The organism is Pseudomonas fluorescens, from assembly GCF_900636825.1.
In the GTDB taxonomy this organism is placed as follows: domain Bacteria; phylum Pseudomonadota; class Gammaproteobacteria; order Pseudomonadales; family Pseudomonadaceae; genus Aquipseudomonas; species Aquipseudomonas fluorescens_BG.
Genome location: NZ_LR134318.1, coordinates 3,982,097 through 3,995,139, shown reverse-complemented (window position 1 = coordinate 3,995,139; position 13,043 = coordinate 3,982,097). Strand labels below are relative to the sequence as shown.

The following is a 13,043-nucleotide window of genomic DNA, read 5'->3' as shown; positions in this document are numbered from 1 at the left end:
CTTTGAACATTCTGAAAGTTGGCCTGTGCCTGATCGCGGCCTCGTTGCTGTGCGGCTGCAACCCATTGATGAGCGCTTCGTTGAACAACCTCAAGGCAGCGGTCGTCGGCCCGGATGAAGTGGACGTGACGCCGGCCGAAGTGGCCGGGGTCAATTATCCGCAATTGAAACTGACCACGCCGTCCGGCTCCGGGGTGCTGGCGCTGGTGCGTGAACGCGAAGATCTGCAGTTCTGGGTCGCGTCCGGCAAACAAGTGCTGCTGCTGCGCGATGGCCTCGCCGTGCGCAGTATCGGCCTGGGCCTGGAAGGCGACCTCGACGGCACGCGCCTGAGCGATGACTCGCCGTTTAAAACGGGCCTGCACCAGGTTGCGGACGGTTTCACCACGCGGCGCTGGATCGATCTCTACAAGGGCCAGCAAGTCGGGGTGAGCGTCACCAGTCGCTTTTCCCGCCGCGCCACGCAGACCCTGGAAATTCTCAACAAGGAATACACCGTGCTCCGTGTCGATGAGCAGATTGACGCGCCGGCCATCGGTCTGCGCGCGACCAATCATTATTGGGTCGACCCGCGCGACGGTTTTATTTTGCAGAGCGAGCAGCAGTTGACGGCGCAGTTGCGCGTCAAGGTTGTGCAGCTGACCCCCGATCACAGGCACCTGCCGTGATGCGCCTGAAAATGTTATCGGCCGGCCTGCTGTTGCTCGCCGGAGTCAGTCAGGCGGCCGTTACGGTGTCGGGCGATGTCGCCAACCCCGGCCCGGTCGAGTTGCCAGCCGGCGGGCGTTTGCTCGACGTGATCAGCGTGGCCGTGCCCAACGCTGAGGGCTACTGGCTGGCGGCGGCGTTGCTGCGTCAGTCTCTGCTGGAGGAGCAAACCCGACTGAAGATCGGCGTGCTCTTCGATCTTGAAGTGTTGCAACGCATGGCGCTGTTGTTCGACAGACCGAGCCGCGCGGCGTTGGCGCGGCGGGTTGCCGAGCAGGTGCGGCAGATGCCGGTGACCGGGCGGCAGATCGCCGATCTCGATCCGGTTGCGCTGGAAGTCGGCTTCGCGCGCAATATCCGTCTCGACGATGGCGATCGCCTGATCTACCCGCAACGGGTCGACGAAGTGCAGATCCTCGGCGCTGTCGCCGAGCCGTGCCACGTGCCGTATCAACCGTTGCGCGAAGCCCGTGAATACCTGCAAAGCTGTTCGATTCTCAGCGATGCCGAAGCCGATTACCTGTGGCTGATTCAGCCCAACGGCGCTTCGCAACGTGTCGGCATTGCCCACTGGAACCGCGAGAGCGGGCACTTTCCGGTGGCCGGCAGCAGAATTCTGGTGCCGTTGAAAAATGATGATCTTGATCCGCCTCTACCTGAACTGAATCAGCAGTTGGCCGAATTCATTGCCACGCAGCTGGCCGAGGTGGTTCGTTGAAGTTACGTTTTGCAGCTGTCTTGTTATTCCCCTGCGGTCTGGCGCATGCCGAGCCGCGCATCACCCAGAACGATTTCGGTGGCACCGGTCTGTTGCAGACGCCAACCGCGCGCATGGCCCCGGCCGGCGAGTTGAGCGTCAACGCCAATCGCACCGAACCTTACAGTCGCTACAGCGTCTCGTTGCAGCCGCTGGACTGGCTCGAAGGCTCGTTTCGCTACACCGCGATCACCAACCGGCCATACGGCTCGGAGGCCCTGAGCGGCAGTCAAAGCTATAAGGACAAGGCGGTCGACGCCAAAGTCCGCCTGTGGCAGGAAAGCCACTGGGCGCCGGAAGTGGCGCTGGGCTTCCGAGATATTGGCGGTACCGGTTTGTTCTCCAGCGAGTTTTTCGTCGCCAACAAGCGCTTCGATAATTTCGATTTCAGCGCCGGGATTGCCTGGGGCTATCTCGGCAATCGGGGCGATTTCAATAATCCGTTGGGCTATGTCAGCAATCGCTTCGATACCCGGCCCGACCTCGAAGGCACCGGTGACGTCAATTCGGGCTCTTACTTCCGCGGCAAGCCGTCGCTGTTTGGCGGCGTGAGTTATCAAACGCCGTGGGATCGGTTGAGTCTGAAACTCGAGTTCGAAGGCAACGACTACAAGCACGAACCGAAGGACAACATCATCAAGCAGGACTCGCCGATCAACTTCGGCGCGGTGTTCAAAGTGGCGGATTCGGTTGACGTCAGCGCCGCGTGGGAGCGCGGCAATACAGCGATGTTCGGCATCACTTTGCACACCAATTTCGCCACCCGCAAGGCACCCGCCAAGACTTACGACCCGACGCCCGAACCGCTGCCGGCGAAGGCGCGAACCACGGCGATGGATCAGGTCAACTGGGCTGATGTGTCGCGGCGCTTGCAGCAGAATGCCGGCTACAAAGTCGAGCGCATCACCCAGCGCGATTCCGAGCTGATCGTTTATGGCGAGCAGCAGCGCTACTTTCATTCGTCCAAAGCCGTCGGCAGGGCGAGCCGGATTCTTGATAACAGCGCCAACGACGACATCGACTGGTTCACTGTGGTCAACATGCGTTATGACTTGCCGCTGGAAGAGACCAGCGTGCCGCGTGAGACCTTTCGCGAGGTAATCAACAACGAAGAACCGTTGGCGTCGCTGCACCGCACCACCGAGATCAATCCGGCGATGCCGCACAATGAGAAAACTCTCTACACCGAAGCGCCGCAGGCATTCAGTTACGGCGTCGGGCTGGGCTTCAAGCAAAACGTCGGCGGCCCGGACGGTTTGCTCTATCAATTCACCGCCGATGCGGACGCTGAGTATCGTTTCAATCGCAACACCTGGTGGAACGGTTTGCTCAGCACCAATCTGGTGAACAACTTCGACAAGTTCACCTATGACGCACCGAGCGGCTTGCCCCGGGTGCGCACGGATTTGCGCCAATACCTGACCACCGCTGATACGACCATGCCATTGTTTCAGGTCAGCCATGCCGAGCAGTTGGATAAAGACCTGTACGGCATGGTGTATGGGGGATATCTGGAATCGATGTTTGCGGGCGTCGGCGCTGAAGTGTTGTTTCGTCCGACCGGTGAGCGCTGGTCGGTCGGGGCGGACCTCAATTGGGTGCGTCAGCGTGATTTTGATCAGGGGTTTGCCTTGCGAGATTATTCGGTGGTGACCGGGCATATCACCGGTTACACCGATCTGCCGTTCGATACGCTGGCGGCGGTCAGTGTCGGCCGCTACCTGGCCGGCGACTGGGGCGCGACGCTGGATATCTCCCGCGAGTTTTCCAACGGCGTGCGCTTCGGTGCCTGGACCACGATCACCACGGCGAGCAGCGCGGAATATGGCGAAGGCAGCTTCGACAAAGGCCTGTACCTGTCCATTCCGTTCGACGAGATGATGAGCATGTCGACCATGCGCCGCGCCAACCTGGTCTGGGCCCCACTGACCCGTGACGGCGGCGCGAAACTCAACCGCAGCTTCCAGTTGCACTCGATGACCGATAGCCGGGAAGGGGACATGTTCTATCGCAACTTCGAGAAGATCACGGAGTAGCCTAAAGCCTCCCGGTCATCCGGAATGCCTTGTGGGAGCTAGCCCTGCTAGCGATTGCTTTCGGTCAGCCGACACCTTTGTTGCTGACCCACCGCCATCGCCAGCAGGGCTGGCTCCCACATTGGATGTTTGGCAAGCCACAAATCCCGATCCAACCTTGAATCCCTGTGGGAGCTGGCTTGCCAGCGATGAGGCCGGCACATTCAGCATTGATATTGCCCGACCCACCGCCATCGCTGGCAAGCCAGCTCCCACAATGTTTTGTGTCAATCCCCCCATTTCGTGAGCCAGCCCCAAATCCCCTGTGGGAGCTAGCCTTGCTAGCGATGGCGTCAGATCAGCCGATATCTTCATTGCCTGACCCACCGCCATCGCCAGCGGGGCTGATTCCCACTAATTTATGAATCGCACCCCAAATCCCAGCCACAAAAAAGGGGACTTTCGTCCCCTTGCGGTGTTCAGCTTTGAAGCTCAGTAAATATCTTTCGACAACAGTGTGAACGGCGTCTTCACCAGGATTTTCAGGTCCAGCCACAAGGACCAACTGTTGATGTATTGCAGGTCAATCTCCACACGCTTCTGCATCTTGTCGAGGGTATCGGTTTCGCCGCGGCATCCGCTGATCTGGGCGAGCCCGGTGATCCCCGGTTTAATCCGGTGACGGGCCATGTACGCGAGAATCTTTCCGGAGTAGAAGTGGTTGTGCGCAACCGCGTGCGGACGTGGCCCTACGAGTGCCATGTGGCCTTGCAAGACATTGAACAGTTGCGGCAATTCATCCAGCGAAGTGCGGCGAATAAAGCGGCCGACCGCAGTAATGCGCGAATCGTTGCGGCTGGCCTGTTTCACCTCACGGTCATCGTGGACACGCATCGAGCGGAATTTCCAGACCTTGATCACCTTGCCATTCCAGCCGTGGCGATCCTGCTTGAAGAACACCGGGCCCGGCGAGTTGATCTTCACCGCCAGGGCGATGATCAGCAGGATCGGACTCAAGGCAATGATCGCCAGGAACGCGACCGTTTTCTCAACCAGACTCTTGCTCAACGCAGCGGTAGGGCGACTGGTCAGCGGGCTCTCGTTCAGGTAAATCGCCGGCAGACCGTCCACCACTTTCACCGAGTGATTGAGCAGGGTCAGGCTGTTCAAGTCCGGCACCCAGACCACGTCGACGTTGGCGCCGAGCAAATCGACATACATCGCTTCGATCTTCGCCGCTTCGCACAGCGGCAGCGTGATGTACAAACGACGGATGTCATGCGCTTCGATCAGCTCCAGCAATTCTTCCTGAGCGCCAACAACCCGCGGTGCGTCCGAACCCAACGCCGTCACATCGCCATTACTGACCAAACCTACCAGCGGCAGATTTTCCAGCTGGCTGAGCTTTTTCGCCAGACCAAGCGCCAGTTCGCCGGTACCGACAATCAGCGTCTTGTGCTCGCTTTTACGCGAGCGCTGGTAGTACTTGGAAAACGCATGCAACGGCGCGTACAGAAACGCCTGACCGAGGAAGCCATACACCGCCCAGCTCAGAATGACCTGCCGCGAAAACAGCTCGTCGGCCTGGCAGACGAAGGCGATGCACGCCAGCGCGGCCATGGTCATCGACCAGCCCATGAACAGCCGGCCCAAACCGGTCAGGTAGTTGTCGCGCTTGCGATAAACACCGGTGAATGTATACGCCGGCACCGAGGCCAATACCGCGAGTGTCGCGCACATTCGGTAGTAGAACGCGACTGTCCCGGTGTGTTGCTCGGCGAGGATGAACAGCAACGTTACAACGAAGCCCTGCGCCAGCGCCCATTGGCCCCAAAAGGTCAGTCCCTTGAGGCCTGTGCTTCGATTGATACTTAGAGAAAGATCCATACGGTATCCCCAAAAGACGTCCATTCAGGTTTCAACAGTTGAAATCCGAGTTGTTATGCAGACTTATTGTTTTTGTTGTAACGAGTGTCCTGAGGTAACAACATCGATATGCCGAACTGTCGTCAGTCAATAGACTAAGTTATTGCCTGGAATGGTGTCTGACGAGTTCTAACAAGCTGGCACAGTGCCAACTTTTGAATATTTGAATATTACAGTGTTAGAAAAGGTCGTAGAGGAAGGGGTGAACTGATCGCGTTGTATTTGTTACTGTTGGAGGGTGGAGGCAGGGTTTTTGTGCAGGAGATAATTCAGGGAGGGAAGAAGAAACCAAACAGAGTGCTCTTGTTATTGTTGTAGTCGCACTTTTATCTGTTTGTCTATCAGCGATGTCGGTGGATATTACGCAACAACTTCCTGGATGAGGCAATAACCACGATTGCGCACGGCGCGGAACAGCCGCTCACCGTTGCTGGCATTCTTGAACTTGTCTTGCAAGCGACTCAGGCACATTTCCAGGCCACGATATTGTTCGGGCTCTCGGCCAATGCTGAGAATCAGATCATCCCGGCTGACGACACGCTCCTCATGATTAAGCATTTTGCGCACCAGTGCGGTTTCGAGTCCGGTAAGACTGATCTCGATTCCCTCTTTGACAAGGGCGCCTTGTTCATTGTCCAGATGCCAGGTTTCGCTGTCAGGCATATTGCTTTCGATGCCAGGCGGTGTCCCGCTGTTGTCACGGTTTAACGTTGGGACAGTCTGGAAAGGGTTGGCGCTTTGAGCAGCGAGCCATTCAGATTCCAAAGTCGCCAATATCCGCTGGGTATCATGTTCGAGGCTGCGCACAACATTCTTGCGATTAAAGTCTGGATATGTGAACTCCATCACCATTGGCGCGGAGGAGGGCGAAGCAACACCTTCAGCCTGACCAAACGTATGAAAGCGTTCACTGGACAAGATGCTCTCCAGTTCGCGTTGCGACGTAGTGCTGGGAGTCACGACAACAAAATATTTCCTTGGGAGGGTTGTACTGGTTTCCATGTCTCTCTCCTAAATACGCACCAAAATTGGCTAAAAGATAAATCGGCAGGCGAGCAATGACTTCCTTGGAAGTAACCGATAGGCAGGGTGCGGGCCCAAAGATGGCCCTCGATGAATTCCACTCGATCTGCTGCTGTGTTATGGAGTTTTATTGTTATGGGTCGTGTTGCCGCGCTCATTCAATAGCCTGATTGACGACCGGGATAAAGCGGAACAGGAACTATAGGCTGCATCAGACGATCCTTCGTACCTATGCAAAGGGATGGCTGCCTTTGATCAGGCAGTCGATATCAGGCCGCGCATCAGGCGATAGCCGTAACCGCGAACGCTCTGAATAGCGTTTGTACCATACATGTCCTTGATTTTTCCACGCAAGCGACTGATTGATTTTTCCAGCGCACGAGGGTCGTAGAAATGGCTGTTGAGGCCCATGATGCTGGCAATTTCATCGTGGCTCAGAATGTGATTGCCGGTCTGCGCGAACGCCTGAAGAATCTTCATCTCGGCAAAAGAGATGTCGAGTTTCTTCTTCGAGTCGATCAAGCAGATACGCGTTGGATCAAGCGTGAGCCTGGTATCCCGCTGCCATTCTTCACTGTTGAAAAATTCGGCCAGCAATTCAGCGCTGTCGTCCGTTAAAGTATTGAGCTTGATACAAGCGTCAGCGCCAGCAAGATAATATTTGATTTTGTTGAAAGCACCGCGACCGGTGATAACTGCACAAATGATCGGGTTCAAGTTGCTGGTGCGCACGTTTTCGACCAGCGCAAGATTATCTTCCAGTGCCTGCGGGCTATCGATAATAAGGAAGATGGCTCGATACGAAGCAGATTGTTGATTCAACTGATATGAACTAGCGTACGAATCGGCATCAAGCGCCATGTCCGTACGAATATGCGGGGCGACCAGCGCTTTAAAGTGTTCAGCCACGCCACGGGTACGACCCAGTGTAAGAACACCAGGTTCGTCGTTTGTCGGGCGCGGGCTTCTAGTCGCTAAGTTCCCTGAGAGCATCATGCATGGACTCGAATTAGGTGCTGACATCGGGATGTTAAAGCACCGGTTCTCATCTGTGACTGACAATTGGTAACATTTGCGCTGAAATTAGACGTGGCTCGCGAGTTTTCTAACAATAATTAAGCTTTTCAGGCTTTAAGTTGCTTTTCTCGAGGCGTTGAACTAGTGGCTAGATACTGGCTATATGCAATGATGCCACTATTTTGAGTCTATTGCGATATCTTTACTTATGTCCTTTTGCCATTGTATGGCCATCGCTGGATAGTGTGATATTGATCACATTTTATCGGCGGAGAAAATTTTATCTGTAATAAGGACTAAATATTTTGCGTGTAGTTCGTCGGCAGACGATTACTAACATGGCTTGAGTGTAGTGTTTTGTTGGCCCTATCCTGAAGATCAAAAGATCGCAGCCTCCGGCAGCTCCTACACTATCAATGCATTTCCCCTGTCGGAGCTGCCTTAGGCTCGGGCCGCGATCGGACGATATTTTGATCTTGCTTTTATGTCATTCCCGATACTCAACCCTGAGTGTTATTTACCCGGCCGCTCACCAAGAGCGCTCCGACGGAGGATTAATGGATTTCTGGACCCTTTTTCAGGTGTTGATATTAGGTGCAGTAGAAGGCCTGACCGAGTTCTTGCCAATCTCGAGCACCGGCCATCAGATCATAGTCGCCGACTTACTGGAATTCGGCGGCGAACGCGCCATGGCGTTCAACATCATTATTCAACTGGGTGCCATTCTTGCCGTCGTCTGGGAGTTTCGGCCGAAGATCTTCGAAATCATCAAAGGCTTGCCTACTGAACGTAACGCTCAACGGTTCACCCTCAACTTGTTGATTGCCTTCCTGCCCGCGGTGGTCTTGGGCGTACTGTTCGCCGACACAATCCACGAATACCTGTTCAACCCGATCACCGTCGCCGTGGCGCTGGTCGTTGGCGGCATCGTCATGCTGTGGGCCGAGCAGCGCAATCATATAATCAGCGTCGATCACGTCGACGACATGCGCTGGTCTGACGCACTTAAGGTCGGTTTCGTACAATGCCTGGCGATGATTCCCGGCACCTCGCGCTCAGGCTCGACGATCATTGGCGGACTGCTTTTCGGGTTGTCGCGCAAAGCCGCCACCGAATTTTCATTTTTCCTCGCCATGCCGACCATGGTCGGCGCCGCCGTGTACTCGGGCTACAAATACCGCGACCTGTTCCAACCCAACGACCTGCCCGTGTTCGCCCTCGGCTTCGTCACCGCGTTTATCTTCGCCATGGTCGCCGTGCGCGGCTTACTCAAATTCATCGCCAACCACAGCTACGCCGCGTTCGCGTGGTATCGGATCGCGTTTGGATTGTTGATTCTGGCAACGTGGGCGTTTGGCTGGGTGAACTGGACGGCGGCTGCGGCTGCTTGATTATTGATTGCTGATCAATGCCGCAATGGCGAGATCGTTTAATTCAGAATCCGGAGAATCCTGACGGAAGCGCTGCAGGGCCGACGTGAAATACGCGGCCTGCAGCATGCCGTCGCTGGCGAGGAAATACCGCGCCGCCTCGACTTCCGCTACCGAGTAAGCGCGTTTTTTAAGTCCGGATACGTCTGAGGTTCCATTGAACGAAACCATCGTCGCCGTGAACACCAGAAAGCCGGACATTTGGGTTGATTCAAAAGGGCTACCGCTCCCTTCACCACACCCACGCGCAAAATTGCAGTCGGCGAAGACGCTGGAGGAAACCGTCGAGCATAAAGCGAGGAGGGTGAAGCGATTGGATAGAACACGTTTAAGGGGGCGCATAATCAAGAGACATCCTGTCAGTACAACTAAACGGCGGGCAACGCTCATGCGTCGCCCGCACACTCAAACCATCAATCAACGGCCTTCAAGCAACTCAGCCGCCTGATCCAGCAACGCCAGCGGATCTTTGGCCTTGTGAATATCCACCGACAACAACTGACGGAATTTGCGCGCCCCCGGGAAACCCGTCCCCAAGCCCAGCACATGCCGCGTGATGTGATGCATCGCGCCACCGGCCAATAAATGCTCGGCTATATAAGGACGCAACTGCGCCAACGCCTCAGCCCGACTGATCACCGGCGCCGAACTGCCGAACAACTGCTGATCCACCTCCGCCAGCAAATACGGATTGTGATAAGCCTCACGCCCCAGCATCACACCGTCGAACGTCTGCAAATGCTCATGGCAGGCCTCCATCGTCTTGATCCCGCCGTTGAGCACAATCTCCAACTCAGGAAAATCCGTCTTCAGCTGTGCCGCCACGTCATAGCGCAACGGCGGAATGTCGCGGTTTTCCTTCGGTGACAACCCCTCCAGAATCGCAATCCGCGCATGCACGGTAAAACTCGTACACCCGGCATCCCGCACCGTGCCGACGAAATCACATAACTCGTCGTAACTGTCCCGCCCGTTGATGCCGATCCGATGCTTCACCGTCACCGGAATCGACACCGCATCACGCATCGCCTTCACACAATCCGCCACCAGTTGCGGATGACCCATCAGGCACGCGCCGATCATGTTGTTCTGCACACGATCACTTGGGCAGCCGACGTTCAGGTTCACCTCGTCGTAGCCGTGATCCTCGGCCATGCGCGCGCAGGCGGCCAGATCCAACGGAACACTACCGCCGAGTTGCAAAGCGAGAGGGTGCTCGGCTTCGTTGTGACGGAGGAAACGCTCGTGATCGCCGTTGAGAAGCGCGCCGGTGGTGACCATTTCGGTGTAGAGCAGGGCGTTCTTCGACAGGAGACGTAGGAAGAAACGGCAATGGCGGTCCGTCCAGTCCATCATGGGTGCTACAGAAAATTTACGATTCATAAGGCCTTGTATCTAAAGGTCTTCAGCAGTTTTTTATGCTATGGTTCGTGTACATTTCAGGGCCAAAATGGTGGTTTTGGTACACCTGGGGTACACGCCGTGTGCAAAAAAAGTATGCATCGGGTACGGGTTAATGAACATTGAGTGAACACGAGCATGGCTTCGATTCAGCGTCTTCCGAGTGGTAAATTTCGAGCACTCATCAGAGTAAAAGGTCATAAGGCGATTAGCGGTACGTTCGCCAGTGAAAAGCTCGCGAAAAAATTCGCAGCGGAAAAGGAGCGTCAGCTCGAAGAGATCAAAGCGACCGGGAAGACCTCTGCTCCTGAGGGCACGACTGTGGCGCATTATATCGACGAATATCTCGATTACATACAGCCTGGTCGCCCGCTGCAGCGTAGTGCTCTGTTCATCTACAAGTCGCTGAAGAAGACTTTCGGCACAATCGGGCTCCAAAAACTCTCCCGGTCTCACCTCGATTCCTTCATTGAGTCAAAGAAAAAGAAGGGTGTTCAGGGGCAGACTATTGCTGGACATCTGTCGCTCCTTTCGTCGGTACTGCGCTACTGCTGTGACACTAAGCACATTGATATTGACGGAGAGCTTGCAGACAAAGCACGCAAAAGGATCAAGGTAGATCATAAGCTTCGGATCAAAAGCCGTGAAGTCAAGTGCGTACCAAACCAGGTAGAAATTGACGCGATTATTGAAGTATTTGGGGCTAAGAAGAGACAGATCATCGATATGCCCCAAGTGATCAGGTTTGGTCTTTATACATCGATGAGGCAAGCAGAAATTTGCAGAATTCGAATAGAGGATCTAGATCGAGAAAATAAAACGGTGATTATCCGCGACAGGAAACACCCAGAAGAAAAGGTAGGTAACGATGAGACCGTTCCACTTCTGCCTTCCGCGTGGGATCTCGTTGAGAAGTTTATCGGAAGTCGCCAGTCTGGTTGTATATTTCCCTATAATCCGAAGTCTGTCTGTACCGCATTCACTCGTGCGCGTTCGGAGGCAGCTGTCCTCCGCCCGGTTCGCTTCCATGACTTGAGACATAAGGCGATTACTGACTTCTTCAGCATTGGACTAAACGTCCCTCAAGTAGCCCTGATGAGTGGCCACCGTGATTGGCAAACTCTAAAGCGCTACACTCACGTAAATCCCTCAGACGTTCATGCTGCCTATGCGTCGTTGAATATTAAGAAGCAAGATGCTGTGAACCTGAACGATCAGGTCGCCTGGCTCGTTCAGCAAATGGGTGAGCTTAGGGGGGCGCAAGCGTAATAAAAAAGGGGCCAGCTGGCCCCTTTCTATCACATGCACTTTCTTAGGAATTCGTCCGAATCGGTTTCTATCAGACTACCGATGAAATCCATCACGGCGTTCTTTGGATACAAGTAAGCTGAGCCAAATCGGATAGGTTTCGGGCCTTTGCCGTGTTTTCTCCAGTATGCCAAGGTATCAAGGTTGACCTTCGCCAACTCACTGATGTCCTCTGCTGTGTAGCAATTGATCTCGCCGGCCATTTTGCTTCTGATGTCGCTCATGTCAGACCGCTCCACCATGAGTGAACCCAAAACCCTTCAGCCTAGACATCAGGAACGTACTCACCCCACCGACAGGATAGAAAAAGCCATTCTCCGCATAGGCATAAGCCGGGCCGGAAACATTCCTTCTCCAGTTGTCGAGGGTAGATTTGCTCACGTAATACAGGTGGGCTACGTCATCTTCAGTCAGAAAACCCACTTCCTGCGCGATGCCTTTTTGCATTTTTCTGTCCCGAAAGCACCCGCCATCATGACCGTCAGTGCTCCCTGAGCTCTCAAAAAAACCGGTGTCGTACCGTTGGTTTGTCAATATATAGAATATGTTTTTCCAGACGCCGTCAAGGCTCAGGGCAAATTTTTTGAACAGTCTACGTAGGGAATACCGTTAACCAGAGTATGCTAAAAGTATATTTTGGTAGTCTTAGATAAAAGGCCATTTGTATAAAGAATCGCCGGAGAACGGTAGCGCAGACTAGGGGGTTCCCAGAATAAAACGAAAGTAAATTTTGAAGTGCTACTTCTTATGCTGTATTTCTTTAATGTGTGTGGATGGTTGTCAAATGCAAGTCAGCGATTTCGTTCAATATGTGGAATCCATTAGTTCTGGGGAGGGTTGTTTAATTCTGGCTAAGGCTTTATGGCCTTCCGCTTCAACTAATTCGATAAGCTATCGTATGTGAGCTTTTGTGGCTTGCGCAATATTATCTCGAGCGGGCTTGGTGGTATTTATTGCTGTTGGGCAATTACCACACCCCAATGAAATTGTTACCTTGAGAGGCCGTGCTCAGGTTGGACAGGCGTGTTCGAGCTTTTGCAACTGCTCCGTTACAAGTCCATCTGCTTTGGGGGACGGAGCGATAATCAATGAATGTGACGTCCTCCTGCGCGGAATAATTGCCACCGGGTCATGTCCGCCACTGGTGCAGTCCGTAGCCGAGATGTTGTCAAGGTGAATAGGGTGGAATCCGGGTGAAGTGCACATACCATCCAGGCACTTTTAACTCCGTCGCGAAAATGCTTAATGATGCGCTCACGCACCCCCGGTGCGATCTCTTCAATCTGAGGAGCATCCGGGTTTCCACCAAGCTCGCTTCAGAGTATGCCGACCGGGACATCTGCTTGGCTCTGACGACATGGATTGCTCGGTTGAGTGATCCAACTGCTCGAGCGGAAGGGCGGGACGTTGCGCCCTGAATGCCTTCTGGATTCTTACCACGGCTTGGTTTTCCCTGGG

General features: G+C 54.6%; 12 protein-coding genes. 5 read left to right on the top strand and 7 right to left on the bottom strand.

All coding sequences use genetic code 11. The features are described 5' to 3' along the window. The first annotated feature begins 2 nt into the window (after positions 1-2). Genes EL257_RS18065 through EL257_RS18055 form a run of 3 tightly spaced genes read left to right on the top strand, consistent with a single transcriptional unit; the run spans position 3 to position 3,501 of the window. On the top strand, positions 3-668 hold the full coding sequence (locus EL257_RS18065; protein WP_126364914.1) for a YjbF family lipoprotein: 666 nt from the start codon (positions 3-5) through the stop codon (positions 666-668). Then, positions 668-1,426, top strand: a complete 759-nt coding sequence (locus EL257_RS18060) for a capsule biosynthesis GfcC family protein (protein WP_126364912.1) — start codon at positions 668-670, stop codon at positions 1,424-1,426. The genes EL257_RS18065 and EL257_RS18060 overlap by 1 nt, the downstream gene beginning before the upstream one ends. Next, positions 1,423-3,501, top strand: a complete 2,079-nt coding sequence (locus tag EL257_RS18055) for a YjbH domain-containing protein (protein ID WP_126364910.1) — start codon at positions 1,423-1,425, stop codon at positions 3,499-3,501. Before EL257_RS18060 ends, EL257_RS18055 begins: the two co-directional genes overlap by 4 nt. Positions 3,502-3,972: 471 nt before the next feature. On the opposite strand, the gene EL257_RS18050 is transcribed toward EL257_RS18055, so the two are convergent. The 3 genes from EL257_RS18050 to EL257_RS18040 form a co-directional block, all read right to left on the bottom strand. Continuing rightward, entirely contained in the window at positions 3,973-5,367 is a 1,395-nt protein-coding gene (locus EL257_RS18050) for an undecaprenyl-phosphate glucose phosphotransferase (protein WP_126364908.1), read from the bottom strand. A gap of 399 nt (positions 5,368-5,766) precedes the next feature. After that, on the bottom strand, positions 5,767-6,408 hold the full coding sequence (locus EL257_RS18045; RefSeq protein WP_126364906.1) for a winged helix-turn-helix domain-containing protein: 642 nt from the start codon (positions 6,406-6,408) through the stop codon (positions 5,767-5,769). Positions 6,409-6,684: 276 nt separating this feature from the next. Continuing rightward, a complete protein-coding gene (locus tag EL257_RS18040; protein WP_126364904.1) occupies positions 6,685-7,425 on the bottom strand; it encodes a winged helix-turn-helix domain-containing protein in 741 nt (246 codons plus the stop codon). A 578-nt stretch (positions 7,426-8,003) separates the two neighbouring features. Here EL257_RS18040 and EL257_RS18035 point away from each other — a divergent pair. Further along, positions 8,004-8,837, top strand: coding sequence for an undecaprenyl-diphosphate phosphatase (locus EL257_RS18035; protein ID WP_126364902.1), 834 nt, complete (start codon positions 8,004-8,006; stop codon positions 8,835-8,837). Here the strand turns inward: EL257_RS18035 and EL257_RS18030 are convergent, their stop codons facing one another. Together EL257_RS18030 and dusA are read right to left on the bottom strand one after the other, a co-directional pair. Beyond that, a complete protein-coding gene (locus tag EL257_RS18030; protein WP_126364900.1) occupies positions 8,838-9,266 on the bottom strand; it encodes a DUF2388 domain-containing protein in 429 nt (142 codons plus the stop codon). A gap of 27 nt (positions 9,267-9,293) precedes the next feature. After that, entirely contained in the window at positions 9,294-10,259 is a 966-nt protein-coding gene (gene dusA / locus EL257_RS18025; protein WP_126364898.1) for a tRNA dihydrouridine(20/20a) synthase DusA, read from the bottom strand. Positions 10,260-10,415: 156 nt separating this feature from the next. Here dusA and EL257_RS18020 point away from each other — a divergent pair, with 156 nt between their 5' ends. After that, positions 10,416-11,546 carry a tyrosine-type recombinase/integrase gene (locus EL257_RS18020; protein ID WP_126364896.1) on the top strand — a complete coding sequence of 377 codons (1,131 nt, stop codon included), beginning with the start codon at positions 10,416-10,418 and terminating at the stop codon, positions 11,544-11,546. 29 nt (positions 11,547-11,575) lie between these two features. Here the strand turns inward: EL257_RS18020 and EL257_RS18015 are convergent, their stop codons facing one another. Both EL257_RS18015 and EL257_RS18010 read right to left on the bottom strand, forming a co-directional pair. Continuing rightward, positions 11,576-11,809, bottom strand: coding sequence for a helix-turn-helix transcriptional regulator (locus tag EL257_RS18015; protein ID WP_126364894.1), 234 nt, complete (start codon positions 11,807-11,809; stop codon positions 11,576-11,578). Position 11,810: 1 nt separating this feature from the next. Continuing rightward, complete coding sequence (locus EL257_RS18010; protein WP_126364892.1) at positions 11,811-12,032, bottom strand: hypothetical protein; 222 nt, start codon at positions 12,030-12,032, stop codon at positions 11,811-11,813. Positions 12,033-13,043: the final 1,011 nt, after the last annotated feature.